At 61.6% G+C, this 18,852-nt stretch carries 27 protein-coding genes; all 27 read left to right on the top strand.

Annotated elements, in window-relative coordinates; translation table 11 throughout:
- Position 1: 1 nt before the first annotated feature.
- Positions 2–787, top strand: a complete 786-nt coding sequence (locus DBR46_RS09035) for a DUF1376 domain-containing protein (protein WP_124525893.1) — start codon at positions 2–4, stop codon at positions 785–787.
- A complete protein-coding gene (locus DBR46_RS09030) occupies positions 784–1,497 on the top strand; it encodes a replication protein P (RefSeq protein WP_124525892.1) in 714 nt (237 codons plus the stop codon). Before DBR46_RS09035 ends, DBR46_RS09030 begins: the two co-directional genes overlap by 4 nt.
- Positions 1,494–2,060, top strand: coding sequence for a hypothetical protein (locus DBR46_RS09025; protein WP_124525891.1), 567 nt, complete (start codon positions 1,494–1,496; stop codon positions 2,058–2,060). The genes DBR46_RS09030 and DBR46_RS09025 overlap by 4 nt, the downstream gene beginning before the upstream one ends.
- Positions 2,057–2,527 (top strand): hypothetical protein, encoded by a 471-nt coding sequence (locus DBR46_RS09020; RefSeq protein WP_124525890.1) that lies wholly within the window; start codon positions 2,057–2,059, stop codon positions 2,525–2,527. The genes DBR46_RS09025 and DBR46_RS09020 overlap by 4 nt, the downstream gene beginning before the upstream one ends.
- Entirely contained in the window at positions 2,524–3,135 is a 612-nt protein-coding gene (locus DBR46_RS09015; protein ID WP_124525889.1) for a recombination protein NinG, read from the top strand. The genes DBR46_RS09020 and DBR46_RS09015 overlap by 4 nt, the downstream gene beginning before the upstream one ends.
- A gap of 2 nt (positions 3,136–3,137) precedes the next feature.
- On the top strand, positions 3,138–3,521 hold the full coding sequence (locus DBR46_RS09010; protein WP_124525888.1) for a hypothetical protein: 384 nt from the start codon (positions 3,138–3,140) through the stop codon (positions 3,519–3,521).
- 10 nt (positions 3,522–3,531) lie between these two features.
- Positions 3,532–3,795 carry a hypothetical protein gene (locus DBR46_RS09005; protein WP_124525887.1) on the top strand — a complete coding sequence of 88 codons (264 nt, stop codon included), beginning with the start codon at positions 3,532–3,534 and terminating at the stop codon, positions 3,793–3,795.
- A complete protein-coding gene (locus DBR46_RS30210; protein ID WP_158619151.1) occupies positions 3,795–3,962 on the top strand; it encodes a hypothetical protein in 168 nt (55 codons plus the stop codon). Before DBR46_RS09005 ends, DBR46_RS30210 begins: the two co-directional genes overlap by 1 nt.
- A 15-nt stretch (positions 3,963–3,977) precedes the next feature.
- Positions 3,978–4,172 (top strand): hypothetical protein, encoded by a 195-nt coding sequence (locus tag DBR46_RS09000; RefSeq protein ID WP_124525886.1) that lies wholly within the window; start codon positions 3,978–3,980, stop codon positions 4,170–4,172.
- The gene (locus tag DBR46_RS08995; protein ID WP_124525885.1) at positions 4,169–4,489 is read left to right on the top strand and encodes a hypothetical protein; all 321 of its coding nucleotides are present in this window, start codon (positions 4,169–4,171) and stop codon (positions 4,487–4,489) included. Before DBR46_RS09000 ends, DBR46_RS08995 begins: the two co-directional genes overlap by 4 nt.
- Before the next feature lie 116 nt (positions 4,490–4,605).
- A complete protein-coding gene (locus tag DBR46_RS08990; RefSeq protein ID WP_124525884.1) occupies positions 4,606–4,857 on the top strand; it encodes a holin in 252 nt (83 codons plus the stop codon).
- Positions 4,854–5,369, top strand: coding sequence for a glycoside hydrolase family protein (locus DBR46_RS08985; protein WP_124525883.1), 516 nt, complete (start codon positions 4,854–4,856; stop codon positions 5,367–5,369). The genes DBR46_RS08990 and DBR46_RS08985 overlap by 4 nt, the downstream gene beginning before the upstream one ends.
- Before the next feature lie 30 nt (positions 5,370–5,399).
- Positions 5,400–5,759, top strand: coding sequence for a Gp49 family protein (locus DBR46_RS08980; RefSeq protein WP_124525882.1), 360 nt, complete (start codon positions 5,400–5,402; stop codon positions 5,757–5,759).
- A 2-nt stretch (positions 5,760–5,761) separates the two neighbouring features.
- Positions 5,762–6,214 (top strand): lysis system i-spanin subunit Rz, encoded by a 453-nt coding sequence (locus tag DBR46_RS08975; protein ID WP_124525881.1) that lies wholly within the window; start codon positions 5,762–5,764, stop codon positions 6,212–6,214.
- Between the two features lie 42 nt (positions 6,215–6,256).
- Positions 6,257–6,673 (top strand): hypothetical protein, encoded by a 417-nt coding sequence (locus DBR46_RS08970; RefSeq protein ID WP_124525880.1) that lies wholly within the window; start codon positions 6,257–6,259, stop codon positions 6,671–6,673.
- Between the two features lie 4 nt (positions 6,674–6,677).
- The gene (locus DBR46_RS08965) at positions 6,678–6,881 is read left to right on the top strand and encodes a hypothetical protein (RefSeq protein WP_124525879.1); all 204 of its coding nucleotides are present in this window, start codon (positions 6,678–6,680) and stop codon (positions 6,879–6,881) included.
- The gene (locus tag DBR46_RS08960) at positions 6,878–8,473 is read left to right on the top strand and encodes a portal protein (protein WP_124525878.1); all 1,596 of its coding nucleotides are present in this window, start codon (positions 6,878–6,880) and stop codon (positions 8,471–8,473) included. Before DBR46_RS08965 ends, DBR46_RS08960 begins: the two co-directional genes overlap by 4 nt.
- On the top strand, positions 8,470–8,709 hold the full coding sequence (locus tag DBR46_RS08955; RefSeq protein ID WP_124525877.1) for a hypothetical protein: 240 nt from the start codon (positions 8,470–8,472) through the stop codon (positions 8,707–8,709). The genes DBR46_RS08960 and DBR46_RS08955 overlap by 4 nt, the downstream gene beginning before the upstream one ends.
- Before the next feature lie 2 nt (positions 8,710–8,711).
- Positions 8,712–9,560: a hypothetical protein gene (locus DBR46_RS08950; RefSeq protein ID WP_124525876.1), complete on the top strand. Its 849-nt coding sequence runs from the start codon at positions 8,712–8,714 to the stop codon at positions 9,558–9,560.
- Positions 9,561–9,759: 199 nt separating this feature from the next.
- On the top strand, positions 9,760–10,626 hold the full coding sequence (locus DBR46_RS08945) for a phage capsid protein (protein ID WP_177414024.1): 867 nt from the start codon (positions 9,760–9,762) through the stop codon (positions 10,624–10,626).
- 44 nt (positions 10,627–10,670) lie between these two features.
- Entirely contained in the window at positions 10,671–11,132 is a 462-nt protein-coding gene (locus DBR46_RS08940) for a hypothetical protein (RefSeq protein ID WP_124525874.1), read from the top strand.
- A gap of 74 nt (positions 11,133–11,206) precedes the next feature.
- The gene (locus DBR46_RS08935; RefSeq protein WP_124525873.1) at positions 11,207–11,788 is read left to right on the top strand and encodes a hypothetical protein; all 582 of its coding nucleotides are present in this window, start codon (positions 11,207–11,209) and stop codon (positions 11,786–11,788) included.
- Positions 11,788–13,950: a hypothetical protein gene (locus DBR46_RS08930; protein WP_124525872.1), complete on the top strand. Its 2,163-nt coding sequence runs from the start codon at positions 11,788–11,790 to the stop codon at positions 13,948–13,950. Before DBR46_RS08935 ends, DBR46_RS08930 begins: the two co-directional genes overlap by 1 nt.
- Positions 13,951–13,959: 9 nt before the next feature.
- Positions 13,960–14,403, top strand: coding sequence for a GNAT family N-acetyltransferase (locus DBR46_RS08925; protein WP_124525871.1), 444 nt, complete (start codon positions 13,960–13,962; stop codon positions 14,401–14,403).
- Between the two features lies 1 nt (position 14,404).
- Entirely contained in the window at positions 14,405–14,923 is a 519-nt protein-coding gene (locus DBR46_RS08920) for a hypothetical protein (RefSeq protein WP_124525870.1), read from the top strand.
- Complete coding sequence (locus tag DBR46_RS08915; RefSeq protein ID WP_124525869.1) at positions 14,923–16,941, top strand: hypothetical protein; 2,019 nt, start codon at positions 14,923–14,925, stop codon at positions 16,939–16,941. The genes DBR46_RS08920 and DBR46_RS08915 overlap by 1 nt, the downstream gene beginning before the upstream one ends.
- Positions 16,938–18,848 (top strand): hypothetical protein, encoded by a 1,911-nt coding sequence (locus DBR46_RS08910; protein ID WP_124525868.1) that lies wholly within the window; start codon positions 16,938–16,940, stop codon positions 18,846–18,848. Before DBR46_RS08915 ends, DBR46_RS08910 begins: the two co-directional genes overlap by 4 nt.
- The last annotated feature ends 4 nt before the right edge of the window (positions 18,849–18,852 follow it).

Below are 18,852 nucleotides of genomic sequence, written 5' to 3'. Positions count from 1 at the left end.
CATGGCCGCACTCCCATACATGCAGCTGTACGTGGCCGATTACCTGGCAGACACCATGCACCTCACCACCGAGGAACATGGCGCGTACCTGTTGCTGATATTCAATTACTGGCAAACCGGGAAGCCTATCCCGGTGTCTCGCCTTGCCCGAATCGCACGCCTAACCAACGACCGCTGGACGGACGTTGAACGCTCGTTGAACGAGTTCTTCAACGAGCGTGATGGCGAGTGGGTGCATGAGCGAATTGAGCGCGATCTTGAAGCATTGCACGCAACGCAGGCACAACGTATTGCTGCTGGAAGGGCGTCCGCAGAGGCTCGCAAGAACGCCGCAAAGTCCCGTCCTAAAGCCTCCCGCAACGCCCGTTCAACGCCCGTTGAAATTCCGTTGAACGAAAACTCAACGAATAAAGAAGAGAAGAGAAGAGAAGAGAACATACAAGATCAAAAGCCTGTCGCTCCCGCTCCCGCGCCGGAGAAGTCTCGAAAGTTCGACCCGCTCACCGTCAAGCCCGCCAACGTCACCGAAAAGACCTGGGCCGACTGGTGCCAGCACCGCCGCGAAATCCACAAGCCCCTGACCGCCAAAAGCTGCGAACAGCAGGCCAAGGCGCTGGAGGGGCACGCAGACCCGGACCAAGTCCTTGCCACCTCGATTTCCAACGGCTGGACGGGGATATTTCCGGACAAGGTCAACAACGTCCACCAGCTCCCGCCGCGCCGAAACGGTAACGAACCGGACTTCGACAGCACGGCCTGGGCCAACGGCCTGTTGGTGAACCCATGAAACGAGCCAGCGAGCTGATGGCGACCCTCGGCAACCTGCCGCCAGCCATCCAGTCGGAACCGATTCAGGTCACGCCGCAGACCGCCGAAGTGGTCAACGAGCTTTTCCGCCGACTGCGCGGGATCTTCCCAGCATGGCGCCAGGCCTGGCCATCCACCGAAGCGCTCGACGCCGCCAAGGCCGAGTGGATCAAGGAATTCGCCGACGCCGGTATTCGCTCCCTGGAGCAGATCGAGTTCGGCATCCAGAAGAGCCGCAAGCTCAAGAAGCCCTTCGCCCCGAGCGTGGGTGAGTTCATCGCCATGTGCATCCCCGGCCCGGAAGACTTCGGCATGCCTGCTCCGGCTGACGCTTGGATCGAGGCGCTGATGGGCGTGTACAGCCACGACGCGGTAAAGCTCGCCGCCGAAGCCACGGGCATTTTCGACCTGCGCAGCGCCAAGCAGGAAGACAAGGGCCTGCGCGCCCGCTTTGACCGCAGCTACGAAATCATCCTGCGCCGCGCCCAGATGGGCCAGCCACTCGACGGGAAGATTGCCACCGGCATCGGTCACGACAGCCAGAAGTCCGAATTCGAACTCGCCAACGAGCTGGCCGACCAGCAAACCCAAGACCGAATCCTTCAGCAGGGCATCCCGGCCGACGGCAAGTCAGCCCGCGCACTGCTGCTGGCGAAGTTCGGCAAGAAACCCACGGAGCAACGGACATGACCGACAACACCGAACTGAAGCGGCTGGCCGAGGCGCACGCTCAAAAAGATATCGCCGACCCGATTGAGTCGAAGCGCGTGATGCTGGTCGAGCCTGCCGCAGTCCTGGCCCTGATCGCCGAGAACGAGCGGCTTGAGAGCGAACGAGCAGACCTGTGGCGTGGTAAGCGCGACGCAGAAGCCACTCGCGATACCAAATCAGCAGTTATTGCTGAGCTCAAGGCAGAAATCGCAGGCCTACGCACCGGCTACGAAGCCTACGAGCGGGTGAATGCTGAGCTGAAGGCTGAGGTTGAAGCACTTCGCCGTGGTACAGGCAACCGCTATGCGCCCCCTAGGGCTCCTCTTACCGGTCCATCCAAGTGCCTTTTATGCGGCGAGATCCACTACGGCATGGGTGGGCTTCCGTGCCCGAACATGCGCATCACGGCTCAGGCTGATCTTCCAGAGACTCGATCCGGACAGGTTGGCGCCGCCCTGGGCCAGGGAGACCGTGGCGGGCAATCGACCTCAAAAACGTCTCAAAGCGCCGATCCAGAAGGGTCGAAGGGTGGCGGGCAATGACCGACAAGATCAGCGTCAACAGCTCCACCAAGCTCTCCGAGGCCATCAACGCCCTGACAGCCATGTACAAGGCGAAGAAGTTCGTGGTCATCACCCTGCGCCCGGGCAAGGACCGCACCCTTGACCAGAACGCCCTGTGGTTCGCCCTGTACCAGCGTATCGCCCAGATGACCCAGATCGGCGACGTGGAAGACGCCCGCAAGTACTGCAAGCTGCACTTCGGCGTGCCGATCATGCGCAATGCCGACGCCGACTTCCGCAACGGCTGGAACCGGATGTTCCTGCACCTGGAGTACGAGACCAAGCTGGAGCTGATGGGCCCTTGCTCGATCTTCGGCCCGGATGGCTTCCCGGTGACCCGCCTGTTCAACCGTGCCCAGGGCATTGCCTACACGGATCAGATCGTGGCCGAGTTCACCGCCAAGGGCGTGTTCTTCTCCGACCTGCTGGGCGAGGTGGCCGCGTGATCACCAAAAAGCCCCGCCCGAAGAAGTGCAAGAACCCCGCATGCGGCGAGAAGTTCGTGCCCGCCATCAGCTTCCAGAGCTGGTGCAAACCCGATTGCGCCGTGGTGATCGCCCGTGCACGCCAAGAGAAGTCCCGAAAGGCCCTGGCAGAGGTAGGCAGGAAGGAGCTACGAGCGGCCAAGGAGCGCTTAAAGCCAAAGGGCCAGTACATGCGTGAGGCTCAGGCCGCGTTTAACGCCTGGATACGCACCAGAGACGCAGCCCGTCCGTGCATCAGTTGTGGTCGCCACCATGAGGGCAAGTACGACGCTGGCCATTACCGCACCGTGGGCAGCAATCCCGCTCTCCGCTTCGAGCCACTCAACTGCCACAAGCAGTGCGTCCCGTGCAATCAACACAAGTCCGGCGACATCGTGAACTACCGAATCAACCTGGTGCACCGCATTGGTCAGGCCCAAGTCGATTGGCTGGAAGGTCCGCACGAGCCGCAGCGCTACACCATCGACGACTTGAAGGCGATCAGGGCCAAGTACAAAGCGATGATGAAAGAGCTGGGGGAGGGTGCGACAACTCACTCTGTCTCGCGCGCGCACGCGTTTGGAGGCTAACCATGCGAACCCAGGCCCACCCCAACCAATTGGATTTGTACCTTCCACCACCAGAGCCTGTCGTGTCTGCGCGGGAAGGGGTTGTGGTTGCTCGCCTGGTCATTCCTGTTCGACAGACAGCCAGGTCGCAGCCCAAGACGGAAAAGCGCGTCGATTGGTTCAAGGTCATCACCGGCCTGACCAAGACGGGTTACTCACTGAACACTGTGTCAGCCGCTGTCGGTGTTGCACGCACAACGCTGATTGGCTGGAAGCAGGGCGCCGAACCTCGATACACCGAGGGTGAGCGCCTTGTGTCGTTTTGGTCCCAGGTCACTGGCCGGGACCGTTCAAAGCTGCCCATGGTCGCCGTCGGTGACTGGTGGGCTTATCACTCCAAGGCTTGAGGGAATACCGATGCTTACCATTGAAAACCAAAACCGCGCCATCAACCTGTCCGATGCTGCTGGGCGTGCAATAAACAACGGCCAGCACGCACTGGCAGACAAGCTGACCGCCGAGGCCGAGAAGTTGTTGAAGCTTGGCGCCGGCGTAACCTTTGAAGAGTGGTGCGTGCCCCGCCACTACAACCTTGAGCGTTACGAGGGGGGCTACGTCAGCAAGATGACGCAGGAGCTGTACGACCTGTGGGTGACTGCTGGCGGGCAGGCGGTGGCGTAATGGGCATCAGTATGAAGAAGTTCAGCCGCATGACGCCGGAGCAGTTGGCCAAGTACCGGAGCAACGTGATGCGCCTGCATCGCGGTCTGTTGCTGGCGCACGTCATCGGCTTGAGCTGTGTATGCATGTTCGCCATGGGACTGCTGGCGTACCATCTGGCGACTTGAGTGGGAGGGGTTACCGTGAAGCTACCGAGCTTTGAAGAGTGGTTTGCTGATACGCACAACGGCAGATCGTTTGACGATCACTACTACGTGCAGGGGACGCGGCAGGATGTGACCCTAATGCGTTTCATGCAAGAGACCGCGAACTACGCCCAAGCCATGGCGCAGCTCACGCATGACACGCTGATGAAAGCGCTGGAGGATTCGAAGTGACTGATCAGGAATTGCTGGAGCTGGCGGCAAAGGCTGCTGGTGCGCGCGAAACGATTGACCACAAAGGCTCAACGCATTACGTGATGCCTGAATCGCATGAATACTGGAACCCGCTCACTGACGACGGCGATGCGTTCCGCCTGATGGTTGCGCTCAAGCTGGACATTGAGTTCGAAGGCCCGAGAGGCGTGCGCGTGAACTATGTGGACGCCCAGGGCAGGCTGTGTACGGTCGAACAGTTGGTGCTTGCTGATCCAAACGCAGACGTTCGCCGCGCCATCGTGCTGGCCGCTGCCGAGTTTGGAGCGGAGAAATAGTCGGGATTCCGACACCTGACCCCGACGACTCTTACGGTCATCGCAGCCCAGCCAACTAGCGCTGGGCTTTTTTTGACCCTGGAGGCGACATGAAGCATCCAGTCAGGAGTAACAGCATGGCCAACCCTGCGCCGGAAAGCATCGTTGAGGTAGTCGGCGCATCAGTTGCCAGCAAGGGCATGATCACCGGCGGGGCCGTTGGCTTCGTTGGTTGGTTGTCCCAGGTGAACTGGATAGGCATGACCGGTGTGGCAGTTGCAGTGCTGGGCCTGGTGATCAGCACGTACTTCCAGATCCGCAAGGACCGCCGCGAACACGCCGAAAGCCAAGCCAGGCTTCAGGCCCTGCGCGATCAGTGCAAGGTATGAGCCCCCAACTGCGTCAGCGCATCGCCGTGGGCCTGCTCAGTCTGAGCGCTGCCGGGTTCGCTGCATGGCAGACCAGCGAAGGCCTGACCACCACCGCCGTCATCCCCACCAAGGGCGACGTACCCACCATCGGCCACGGCTCGACCCGCTACGAAGATGGCTCGCCAGTCCGCATGGGCGACACCATCACCCCGCAGCGCGCCGAGATCCTGGCCCGCAACCTGAACAGCCAAGCCGAGAAGCAATTCGCCGCGTCCCTCCCGGGCGTGAAGCTGTATCAGGACGAATTCGATATCTACATGGACTTCGTGGGCCAGTACGGCATTGGCACCTGGCGCGCCGGATCCCCGCGTCGCGACCTGCTGGCCGGCAACTACGCCCAGGCATGCCATGACCTGCTCAAGTATCGCTATGCCGCTGGCTTCGACTGCTCCACGCCGCGCAACAAACGGTGCTGGGGCGTCTGGGCTCGACAGCTTGAACGCCATGCCAAGTGCATGGCTGCGCAGTAATCCCCCAACCCCAACCCCGAGGCAATATCCATGAACGACCAAGCGATTGAGCAAGAGATTCAAGACAAAGGACTGACCGCGCCGCGTGTGACCCCTGGCGACGTAGAGCGCAACATCCGCAGCGAGTTCTACTTCACCGCCGGCGAAGGGGTGCTGGGCCAAAGCCAGATGGGCACCAAGCCTGCCGGTAATGCCGACAGCCTGAATCGCCTGACCTTCTGCGTCCTGGTGCTGGCTAACGGCTTCACTGTCACCGGTGAGAGCGCGTGCGTGACCAAGGCGAACTTCGACGCCGAGATTGGCAAGAAGGTCGCTCGCCAGAACGCAATCACCAAGATTTGGCCGTTGATGGGTTACGAGCTGACTCAGCGCCTGCACGTCGAGTCCTGAGCATGGGCGCCATGGCTCGCTATCTCGTTGCAGGCCTTGCCATGGCGCTTGTCCTGGCGCTTTGGCGTCTCGATCACATCAGCACACGCCTCGACACCGCGACGGAGCAGGTCGGCACCCTGGAGCGCGCCGCAGCATCACGCAAGGCCACCCAGAAGCTGCTGACCCAGCTCGACACCGATAACACCAAGGTACTCACTGATGCTCAAGCCCAGAACAAAGACCTGCTTGCTCGTGTTGGCACTGGCGCTCAGCGGCTGTCAGTCCCAGCCAAGTGCCCCGTCGTGCGTACCGGACCAAGTGCCGGCCGCGTGGATGATGCAGAAGCGCGCGCCGAACTTGACCCAGCGGCTGGTCAACGAATTGTCGCCGTCGCCACAGACGGAGACGAAGCAATCATTGCCCTGAACAGCCTGATTGATTGGGTCAACACCGCCTGCCTCCCTCGCAAATAGTCGGGAACCCGACAGCCCACCCCATTGATTCTGGCCTCCTCGTTGATCACCAACCAGCCCGAGGCCAGTCCAATGCCAGCTCCAGAACTCACCGTTCAAACCCCAGGCGATCCGCTCGCCAACACCACCACGACCACCACCAGCAGCACGGATACGGCGACCGACACCGCCGCGCCGCCGCTCTACGTCGCCAAGCACAAGGGCGCGGGCAAGTGGATTGCCGTCACCAACGACGAGAAGGCCGAGCAGGTCGGTGACTTCGTTGGCGACAAGGCCACGGTCATTCCCGAGGTCGAGCGCCTGAACGCTGGTGGCGAACCACTGGTGCTGGACCCGCAGCGGCTGAACGAGCCGAAGCCCGCCACCACGACCACCACCAGCATCGACGCAACCACGCTCGCTCAGGCGGTCATGACGCCCGAAGGCTGGTTGTGCCCTGAGCCAAAAGCAAAGGACTGACACCATGGGAAGCAAGCCAAAGGCACCAAAGACCGTTGCCACGCCTGATCCTGCTATCGAGGCGCAGAAAGCCGCCGACCTGGCAGCCCAGAAGGCCAACGAAGAAACGGCCACCCGCAAGAAGCGCAAGCAGGAGAGCAGCTTGCTCTCTACTGGCGGCGCGGCGGGTAGCGTCCTTGACCAGGGCAAAAGGACACTCGGCGCATGAATGCAGACCAGATCGCCAAAACGCTGAGCACATTGAAGTCTCTCCGCTCGCCGCATGAGTCGGTCTGGCGCGATTGCTTCGATCACAGCTACCCGATTCGGGGTAGTGGCTTTTGCACTGAACAGATCACCGCCATCGAAGCGCAGATGCGTAAGGCGCGGATGATCGACGGCACCACCACGGACGCAGCACGGATTCTGTCGTCTGGGATCATGTCGGGCCTGACCCCGGCCAACTCGCTGTGGTTCGGCATGGACGTTGGCCAGGAGACCGAGGAAGAGCGCCGCTGGCTGGACGACTCGGCCGACATCCTGTGGCAGAACATCCACGCATCCAACTTCGACGCGGCCGCCTTTGAGGGGCTGATTGACGTTGTGTGCGCTGGCTGGTTTGCCTTGTACATCGATCAGGACATGGAGAGGGGCGGCTTCACCTTCGATCTGTGGCCCATCGCGAGCGTGTATGCATCCGCATCCAAGGCCGGGGGCAAGATCGACACCGTGTATCGCGAATACAAGCTGACGGCTGAACAGGCGGTCAACGAGTTCGGCGAACAGAACGTCAGCGATGCCACCCGTAAGCTGTCCAAGGACAAGCCGCAGGAGATGGTTCGGTTCGTCCACGCCATCTACCCGCGCACCACCCACATGGTCAACGCCAAGCTGGCGAAGAACATGCCCATTGCATCGTGCAAGGTCGAGGTAGATGCCAAGCATCTGGTGAGCGAGTCGGGCTATCACGAAATGCCGGTGGTTGTTCCGCGCTGGATGATGATCCCGGACAGCGTGTACGCGATTGGCCCGGTGTTCGATGCCTTGCCTGATGCGCGCACCCTGAACGAACTGTGCCGAATGGACCTGGCAGCCGGTGACTTGGCTATCGCGGGCATGTGGATTGCCGAAGACGACGGCGTGCTGAACCCGCGCACCATCAAGGTAGGCCCGCGCAAGATCATCGTGGCCAACTCCGTGGACAGCATGAAGCCGCTACAGAGCGGGTCCAACTTCCAATACGCCGAGACCAAGATCGCCCGCTTGCAGGGCTCTATCCGCAAGATCCTGATGGCCGACCAGCTCCAGGCCCAGGATGGCCCGGCGATGACCGCCACCGAGGTGCATGTGCGGGTCAACCTGATCCGTCAGTTGCTCGGCCCGGTGTATGGCCGGCTGCAAACCGAGTACCTGCAACCGATGATCGAACGGTGCTTTGGCATTGCTTACCGCGCGGGCGTGCTGGGTGCTGCACCTGAGTCGCTGGCCGGCCGCAACTTCACCGTGCGCTACCTGTCGCCGCTGGCCAGGTCGCAGAAGCTGGAGGAAGTGACGGCTATCGACACGTTCATCCAAGGCGCTCTGGTCGTCGCTGCAACCGACCCAACCGTTATGGACAACATTGACATGGATGCAGCCCAGCGCTTCAAGGGTGAGGCTTTGGGCGTGCCTGGCTCTGTCATCCGCAGCTCAGCCGACCGGGACAAGATCCGCGCCGACCGCGCCCAGGCTCAACAGGCCGCCATGGAGCAGGAGCAGCAGCAAGCAATGATGCAGCAGGCCGGTGAAGCTGCATTGAAACAACAGGGAGCAGCCGCATGACCCCCGAACAGATCGACGCGATGTTCAAGCGCGTATTCGAGGATCACCACGAAGGTCGCATCGTGCTGGAGCTGCTGATTCAGCGCTTCGCCAAGAACGCCTGCACCGTCGGTGGTATCGACGCCATCCTCACCACGTACAAGCAGGCCGGGGCCCGTGAAGTCCTCGACCACGTTGTAAACCGCATCAACCGCGCCAACGGCGTCCAAGCCGATCCCAACGAGCAAGAGGAATAACGATGAACATGTTTATCCATGGCCGCCTGGGCCACTTCTACATGGCCGAAGCTGGTGAGGGCGGCGACCCATCCACCCCAGCAGCGACCACGCCAGCCCCCGCTCCCACAGGCTCCGTGCTGGATAGCGGCGCCAACACCACCGACTACATCCCCGAGAAGTACCGGACCAACAAGGAAGACGGCTCGCTCGACCTGGAGCAGTCCAGCCGCAAGATGGCCGAAGCGTACAAGCACCTCGAAACCCGCATGGGTTCCGGCGACGTGCCGCCCAAGACCGTCGATGAATACACGGTCAAGCTGGAAGGCGTCGAGGGTTTCGACTGGAACGAGTTCAAGGCTGACCCCGACACCCAGTCCTTCCTCAAGGGCGCCCATGCCAAGGGCCTGACCAATGACCAGGTCGAATACGTGATTGGCGAGTACATGAAGGCGGCGCCTGCCCTGGTTGGTGGCGCTGAAACGCTCGACTTGCAGGGTTGCACAGATGCGCTGAAGGCCGTATGGGGCGACGACAAGGCAATGACACAGAACGTGCGCGCCTCCTACCTGGCCTCGTCCACCTTTGCAAACGAGGAAGGGCTTGGCAGCTACGAGGCATTGAACCGTAAGTTCGGCAGAGACCCGGACTTCATCGCGTTCACCGCCAACATTGGCCGCGAACTCAAGGAAGACAACGCCATCAATGGCGGTGCCCAGATCAACGAAGCTGACTTCGCCGTGAAGACATCCGAGCTGCGCAGCCAGTTGCAGGCGTTGCCGGCGCACGATCCAAAGCGACAAGGCATCCAGGCTCAGCTGGACGCCCTATACAACAGCAAGTACAGCAAGCAGCAATCCCGCCTTGGCTGATCCCCGCGTCAAATAGTCGGGAAACCGACACCCCCCATGCACAAACATCGCAGGCATCCCAGCAATGGGCCGGCCTGCGATGGCACGCAGATACCCGAGAAAGCCCCGAGGCGCAGCAAAGCCGATGCACGCCAGGTAATACCGGCCCGCGATGCGGATACCCGGCAGGCAATCCCTTATCTGCATTGGAGTGCACCGCATGTCTCAGCAAATCACCGAAGCGTTTGTTCAGCAGTTCGCGGATAACTTCCGCCACGTTGCCCAACAAATGCAGTCCCGTTTCGAGCCGCACGTAACCATCGAGCCCAACATCGTGGGCATGTCGAAGTCGATCAACCGTCTCGGCCAGCGTACCGCGCAGCGCCGCACCCAGCGCCATGCGGACACCCCGATCAACGATCAACCGCACAGCACGCGCTTTGTTGACCTGTTCGACTGGGACGACGGCGACATGATCGACGACCAAGACAAGATCCGCATGTTGGTTGACCCGACGTCGGACTACGTCAAGGCCATGGTCAGCTCGCTGAACCGTGCCAAGGATGACGTGGTCATCGCGTCCATGGGCGGCAACTCCCGCGCCACCACCGGCAACATCATCTTGCCAGCCTCCCAAAAGATCGTTGTGGGCGGCACCGGCTTGACCAAGGCCAAGATCATCCAGGCCCGGAAGCTGTTCCGACGCAACGAGGCCGACAACCACAACGGTGAAGAGCTGTTCATCACCTACACCGCTGCCGCTGCCGCCGACATCCTCGCGGACGCCACCCTGACCAGCGCTGACTACATGGCCGGCAAGTTCCTCCAGGAAGGCGACGTAGAAGGCAAGTGGATGGGCTTCACCTGGATTCCGTCCGAGCGCACCCCGTACGACGGCAGCACCCGCCGCCTGTACGCCTGGGCCAAGTCGGGCGTCACCCTCGGCAAGGGCGCCGACATCACCACCAAGGTTGGTGAAGATCCAGGCAAGGGCTTCAACGTCCGCGTCTACGCCAAAATGTCCATCGGCTCCGTGCGGGTCGAGGAAGAAAAGGTGGTTGAGATCGCAGTAACTGAGGCCGCGTAAGCGGCTTCGGCTTTGCCCCTTTCCCGACTTAGGAGTTTCAAACCATGGCAACCGTAAACGCTTCTGTATCCGCCGCACGCGTGGCGCTCCCTCAGCAGTTGGTGAAACCCAACCTGCAAGGCGCTGACATTCAGATCCTCGTCAGCACCTTCACCGTTCCCGCTGGTGGTACTGCCATCGGCGACAAAATCAGCTGGGGCCTTCTGCCGTTCGGCTCCCGACTGATGCCTGGCACCAAGCTGTACTTCGGCGCCGGCGCGGCATCCTCGACCCTCAACCTGGGCGACACCGTGTCGCAAGCCCGCTACCTGGCTGCTACCTCGGTCGCTGCTGCCGGTAACGCGGTCGCCGAGGCACACCTCGCCAACGGTGCGCTGTTCGAAGTGACCGTGGCCCAGCAGGGTCTGGCCACTGATCAAAGTGAACTGCTCTCCACCGTGGCTGGTGCTGCTCTCCAGGCTGGTCAGGTCATCACCTTGGTAGGTCAGTACGCCGGTCAAAACTGATTTCACGGGCCGCCAAGGATGGCAAATCATTTACCGGGGCCGCGCGCCCCGGTCTTTTTATCTGGAGGTTGGCAATGGCCACTGGTGTTTCGATCTGTTCCAACGCTCTGCTGCTACTCGGCTCGCAGACCATCAATGACTTTGCCGACCAGCAGAACCTTGACCGGGCGAAGTTGTGCGCCAACCTATACCCGACTGTCCGTGACGACCTGTTGCGTGCCCACCCTTGGAACTGCTGCATCAAGCGGGCAGTGCTCGCGCCTGATGCTGCCGCTCCGATCTTTGGTTACTCCCATGCGTTTGAGCTGCCGGCCGATTGCTCGCGGGTTCTGGAGGTCGGAAGCAGCGGGCAGCAGATCGATTACCTGGTTGAGGGCCGGTCCATCCAGGCTGACACCACGGTTCTGGAACTGCGCTACGTTTTCCGTAACGAGGTAGAAAGCACCTGGGACTCTCACCTTGTGGCGCTGGCCACCCAGGCGATGTGCGCGGCGCTGGCGTACCCAGTCACTCAATCAACTGCCAAGCAGGCAGGCGAAGAGCAGAAGCTCGAAACGATGTTGCGCCGGGCCAAGGCCGTGGATGGCCAGGAAGATCCGCCGCAGACCCTGGGTGATGAGCGCCTGTATGCCGCGCGTTTCGGGAGTCACTGGTAATGCCTCGCCTGACGCTGAACCAAACCAACTTCACCGCGGGGGAGGTCTCCCCGCGCATGCTCGGTCGCGTCGATATCGCCCGCTACCAGAACGGCGCCGAGATCATCCAGAACGCCTGGCCGGTGATCCATGGCGGATGTGTTCGCCGTGACGGCACGCTGATGTGTTCGCCGGCCAAGTTCCCGGACAAGAACTGCCGCCTTATCCCTTACGTGTTCAACGCCTCCCAGGCGTTCATGATTGAGTTTGGCGACCTGTACGTCAGGATCCACCTTCCTACCGGCGCATACAGCGGGATTGAACTGGTCAGCCCATACGCCCACGACATCCTTGACCGAATGGATTACGTGCAGGGCGCCGACACCATGTTCATCTTCCACAACAAGGTGCCAGTGGGGCGCCTGCGCCGTATCACCAATACCGAGTGGACCCTGGCCCCGGCGCCGTTTGTGACCAAGCCGTTCGATGAAAAGGGTATCGACTTCCTGACCCTGTTCACTATCAGCGATCCAACCGTGGGCACCGGTCGAACCGTTACTGCTGCTGAATCTGCTTTCCTGGCTGCCGATGTTGGCCGCGAAATCTGGGCGGGCGGCGGCGTGGCAAAGGTCACAGCAGTAACCAGCGCCACGGTGGCCACCGTTGAAGTTACCAATGCATTCAGCGCCACCACGCGCCCAACCTGGTCGCTCAAGGGCTCGCCGCAAACCACCAACACCCTGAGCGCAGCAACGCCCGTTGGCGGCTCTGTGAGCATGACCCTCGGTGTTGCAGGCTGGCGCGCCAATGACATCGGCAAGTTCGTCAAGATCAACGGCGGGCTGTTGGAAATCATCACGTTCACCAGTTCCACGGTGGTGTCGGGCATCATCCGGTCGGCGCCGACATCGGCCGTCGCATCCCCGGCCAACGCCTGGTCGCTTGAGGCTTCGGTATGGAATGACATCGACGGCTACCCTGGCGCGGGCACGCTGTACGAACAACGCCTTGCCCTGGGCGGTTCGCCAAACTTCCCGCAGACCATTTGGGAATCGCGCACAGGCGAGTACCTGAACTTCGAGTTGGGCACCAAGGACGACGATGCAATCTCCTACAACCTGTCGTCGGACCAGATCAATCCAATCCTGCACATCGGCCAGATCAACGCCCTGATCCCGCTGACCTACGGCGGCGAGTTCACCGTGAGCGGCGGTGTTGAGAAGGCCATTACCCCGACCAACATCCGCGCCAAGAACCCATCCGTGTACGGCTGCAACAAGGTCCGCCCGGTTCGGATCGGCAATGAGCTGTATTTCATCCAGCGCGCCGGCCGCAAGCTGCGCGCCATGGCCTACAAGTACGACTCCGACACGTTCGGCTCTCCCGATATGTCCGTGCTGTCGGAGCATGCAACCAAGTCTGGCATCGTTGATATGGCCTATCAGCAAGAGCCGGAATCCATCCTGTACATGGTCCGGGCCGACGGCGTGCTGGCCACCATGACCGTGGACCGTGACCAAGACGTTATTGGCTGGGCCAGGCAGATCACCGACGGTGCTTACGAGTCGGCCGCGTCCATTCCCACCGAGACCGGTGATCAGGTGTGGGTGGTGGTCCGTCGCAACATCAACGGGCAAAACCTTCGCTACATCGAGCGGTTCACCTCTGGTGTTCGCGTTGATTCCGGCGTGAACGCCACAAGCGTTGGCGGGGCCACCGTGTGGGGCGGCCTGGCGCACTTGGAAGGCAAGATGGTGGATATCGTCGCCGACGGCGTTGTAATGCAGCAGCAGCTCGTCACAGGCGGCCAGGTCACGATTGAGCGAAAGGCGTTCACCACCTCAATCGGCCTGAACTTCAAGACGCTGATCAAGACGCTGACGCCCGAGGCCGCAGGCAACACCGGCAGCGCGCAAGGCAACAGCATGCGAATTGGCGAAATCACCCTGCGTTTCCTCGACACCATCGGATGCAAGGTGAAAGGCAAGGGCATCACCCAGACCATCAGCTTTCGAAATCTCGGAGAGAACGTGCTTGACCAGCCCCCCGAGAGCTTCATCGGCGTCAAGCGCCTGGAGAACCTTGGGTGGGAGCGTGGCGAGGCGTCACTGGAAATCATGCAGGACCAGCCTTTGCCGTTCCACCTGCTGAACGTCATCAAAAAAATAACCATCAATGATTGAGGTGTACCCATGATCCGGCCCGCCAAGCACTCCGACGTACCCCGGCTGATCGAGCTGGGCACGCTGCTGCACGCTACCACCAGCTATTCCACCATGAACTTTTGCCCGGACAAGTCGGCCCGTTTTCTTCATGACCTGATCAATGGGCAGGGCGTTGTGTTTGTCGCCGAGGTTCGCGGGGAGGTGGTGGGTGGCATGGCCGGTGGCGTCATTGATCAGTGGTTCAGTGACGACATGATCGCCTACGACTATTCGCTATTCGTTGAGCCATCCAAGCGCAATGGGGTGATCGCTGTTCGCCTGATCCAGACGTTCAAGGAGTGGGCAAAGCTCAAGGGCGCGAAGCAAATCTACATGGGCATCGGCACCGGTGTAAGCGTTGAGGGAACCACCCGGCTTTATGAATCCCAGGGGCTGCGCAACATCGGCCCGCTTTTGATGATGGAGATCTGACATGGCAGTAGGAGCAGCAGCATACGCCGCTTATGCCGCAGTCGCGGCGGCGACCGTGTATTCGGTTTACACCACCCAGCAGTCGGGCAAGCAGGCCCAGCTCAACGCCAACGCCCAGTCGGATCAGGCCCAGAGCGATGCAGACGCGGCCGCCAGCGCTGCCGTGGTGCAGGCTGACCGCATTCGACGCCTGGCGCGCAATCAGGCCAGCGAGGCCAACGCCTCCCTCGCCGCCTCGGGCGTTGAGACTGGCGCGGGTACGGCCATCAACATCAACGAGGAAATCATCGGCAATGCCGAGGAAGACGCGGCGCTGACCATCTTCAACGGGCAAAACCAGAAAACCCGTGGCTACACCGATGCCAGCAACTACAGCCTGGCGGGCACCCAGGCGCGCGGCGCGGCTAACTCGCAGTCCATCAGCACTGTGTTGTCGGCCGGCGCCCAGGCGGGCATGGCCTGGAAGGCTTCGGCTGCTGGCACCAATGCAACTGTTCCGAAAGTTGGGGGGGCTTCCTGATGGCACAGATTCCACTGGGCAACTTCGCGCAGGCCCGTGCTGTACCCGAAGCGCCACAGAACCGCGTCATCACCGTGGATACTCGTGGGGAGGCCCAGGCCGCGCAACAGGCAGCAAGCACCGTGCAAAACGCCGCGCTTGGTGTTCTTGATAATATAAACAAGGAAAATCAAGCACTTGCGCGAGTTAAGGCCAGCAACGCTTTGATCGATCGCGAGTCTCAAATCAAGACCATTGCTACGGATCTTGATGAACAAATGCGCACCGGCAAACTGCCGTACGAGAAGTCCGAAGAGGCCTTCAATAGCGCAGTGTCGAAGCTTGACCCATTGGAAACGCCTGGGCTTGACCAAGCACAGCAGGGTGAAATTGGTAACTCTCTAAAGCGCATGCAGTTGGGCGGCCTGGATAGCATCCGTGCATCAGCCGCAAAGGGCCGCATTCAGTCGGCACAGAGCGATCTGACGTCCCGCATGGATATGCTGGGCAAAGACGCGGCAATGCCGGGGGCGAACGTCGAGCAGATCAATGCCCGCATGGACGCCGAGGACATCGACGTTGCTGGGCGCCTGGCGTTCGGCGAGTCCTGGGCCAGCAAGAAGCAGGAATTCAAGGACGGCAACTGGACCACACACGCGACACAGCGCGTTATCGAATCGCGGGAAAGCCTGGGCAGCCTGCAAAAGGTTGAACATGACCTGACCGCCGAGGACGGTTTCTACGCCCACAAGCTGGACCCGGAGAAACGCAACCAGTTGCTCAACACCGTGAGCGGTCGAATCTTCCAGGTGAAGGAACACCAGCAGCGCCAGGCCGAAATGCGGGAAATGAAGGCCGAACGAGTGTTGACCCAGATGGACCGGCAGGCCTCCACGGGCGTTCCGCCAACCCCGGCAGACCAGCAGCGGTGGAAGTCGGCACTGTCCGGCACGTCAGCCGCTGGCGAGTTCAATACCCGCATGAGGGAAATGACCCAGGTGCAGGGCCTGCTACGGCAGCCGCCAGCGGTCGCCCAGCAGTTCATTGACCAGCAGCGCCAGCAGATGCAGGCGAATGGCGGCAGCGTTGCCCAGCAAGCCAACCTGAACCGGTTGCAGACCGCCGTGGACAACAACATCAAACTGATGCGGGAAAACCCGCTGACCTTCAACGCATTGCGCACTGGCGCCGATGTGGCGCCGCTTGATGTGTCCGGCATCGCCACTCCGGAAGGCCAGCAAAAGTTGGGTGAGCAGATCGCCGACCGATTCGACGTGGTCAACTCTGTGCGCAAGGCGTACGGCCCCGAGGTTGCCCGCAACCCGTGGAAGCCGGAAGAGCAGACCATGCTGTCATCGCTGATCAAGCAGGCCGACGACGGGACAAAGCTGCAACTGTTCGGCGCTATCGCTGCATCGTCCCCGTCAGGCGCTGACTTCTCCGCCGCGCTCAAGCCGTTGGTGGCTGACGACCCTATCGCCACGCTTGCCGGAATGGCCCAGTTCCGTGGGCTCAAGGGCGCCGACGGCACGGACGTTCCCCGCACGCTGCTGTCGGGCGCCAAGGTGCTTGCTGACAAGTCGGTGCCACTGCCGAAGGACAAGTTATTCCGCGAAGCCTTCGACGAGCATGCAGGCGCATCGCTTGTACCGGGCACGCCGCAGCGCGAACAGGCCTACCTGGCGTTCAAGTCGCTGTATGCAGGCACCGCGGCGTCGAAGGGTTTGAAGTACGACGAAGGCGACGACCTCGACAGCAAGACATCCCAGTCCGCGTTCGACATGGCAACCGGCGGTGTTGCTGAGCGAGCGGGCGCCCGGGTGATCAAGCCTTACGGCATGGACGACGACGCCTTCAACAAGTCCGTCGATATGCAGATCGAGGGCATGGCCAAGACCAGCAAAATCCCGGTCAGCCAGTTGGAGGATATGCCGCTGTCACCGGTGCCAGGCAAAGAGGGCTCCTATTACCTGTTGAACGCCGGCCGGGTGCAGATCGACCCGGACACCAAGCAACCAATCATGGTGATCGTCAAATGAGCTGGCTAGACGGAATGATCGAAGACAGCGAGGCGCGCAGCCAGGACCAGCGCCTTGACCGCACGGCCGATAAGCTCGCCCCCGGCGTGTTCACCGGCGCGCTCGGTACTATCGGGCCCAACCTTCTGCGTGGCGCCATCGAAGGCGGACGCAGCATGCAATCCACCGCGCTGCAACTGGGCAGCCTGGCGGTTGAATCTGATTTGAACATCGGTTCGTCCTACTTCCCCGATGACGGCCAGGTGGCTGATCAGCAGCAGTTCCGGGAAACCCAGGCCCGCGACATCGGCGAGTCCACCGCCAAGTCAGTCATGAGCCTGCGCCCCGACCCAACAGAGGTTGGCGTTGTCGGCCAGATCCTGGGCGAAGCCGCTGCCGTACTGCCGCGCACCATTGCTGGCGCTGTAGTTGCCGGCCCGGCTGGTGCTGCGTTGGCTGCTGGTGCGCCTGCTGGCTTTGCCAGCAAGCAAGTGGGTATGGCTGAAGGCCTGGACGAATCCACCGCGACCAAAAAGGGCTTGATCGACGCCGCAGTCACGGGCATTGGCGTTGCGCTGCCCGCCGCAAAGTTCGTTAAACCGATATTGGGTGATGCTGCAATCGCTGTGGGAGCGAACGTTGGGTTGGGTATGGCTGGGCGCGGCGCCACTGCTTCACTACTGGAGAGCAACGGCTATCACACGCAGGCCGCCCAGTACAAAGTCATGGACGGAACGGCCCTGGCGACTGACGCCATCATGGGGTTGGCGTTCTTCGGTATTGGCCGGGCCAACTTCCGCCGCCCGACGGCTGCCCAGGTCGACGCCGCGCTAACCGAGCGCACCAATCAGCATGCCGATATCGACACCGCGCCGGGTGCGCCGGTTGATCCCAAGTCGGCCATGGCCCACCAGGATGCAATCCGTTCGGTCATCGACCAGTTGCAGCGAGGCGAGCCGGTGGTGCTGCCCGATAACATCCACAGTGCACAGTTCCTGCGAACAGCCGAGGAATCCTCGGTAGTTGCTCCGTCGCGTGATTCGGCGCTGGTCACCGCGCGCCAGGATCTGGAGCCGAAGTTGCGTGTCGAACTGGAGCAAGAGGCATCCGGCATATTGCCCAACGTTAAGGACGTGAAGGCCGAACTATCCACCGTGGCACAAAGCATTGCCGCCCTTGATGACTCGTTCAAGGCCCGAGCCAAAGAGTTCCAGCGGCAGGGCCAGGGGCGAAAACAGGCCGAGCAGTCAGCGCGCCAGGCAATCGAGGCGGATCGCCTGGATCTGGCCGACCGCCAAGCCTCGTTGAATGAGGCCCTCGGCGGCAACCGCAGCGCCGAGCAAGCCCGTGCAGACCTGAACGCCATGGATCGTGGCGAGGTTCCGCAGCGGTTTCAGGATCGACTGAGCCAGCGCGCCGACGCCATCGTGAAGGGCTTCGACAAGAGCCCGCTATCGTCTGGTATTGCCGAGGCCAACACCAAGCTGACCATGGCGCAGATCGCCCGCCAGGAAATAACCCGCATCCTCGATGACATCGAGCGCGCCGACCCAACGTTGCAGCCCAAGCCGCTGGATATTCCGGCCCCCAAAGCGGCCCCAAAACCGGAAGGCGCAGCGCCCAAGGCAGATTCCGTACCAGGTGGAAAGCCAACTGGTGCAAAAAATGCACCAGCTGAAAACGATCCAGCCGTAGCACCGAAAGGTGAGGTTGCCGTATCTGACCCGGTCGTGCAGGTCGCTGACGAAATCCTGGCCCGCGTCGAGGATATGCGCATTGGCACGGGCGCCATGGACGCCGACGGCAACCCCATCACCGTGTCAGCCCGTGAACTGCTCGCCAGCGCAGACGCAGACATCGCCCAGGCCACCCAGGACGCCAAAGGCTTTGCCGCCGCCGCCGCCTGCTTCTTGCAACGAGGGCTTTAAATAG

Source organism: Pseudomonas sp. KBW05, assembly GCF_003852405.1.
Classification (GTDB): domain Bacteria; phylum Pseudomonadota; class Gammaproteobacteria; order Pseudomonadales; family Pseudomonadaceae; genus Aquipseudomonas.
Note: the sequence above shows the minus strand (reverse complement) of the source record. Positions and strands in the feature narration are given on the sequence as shown.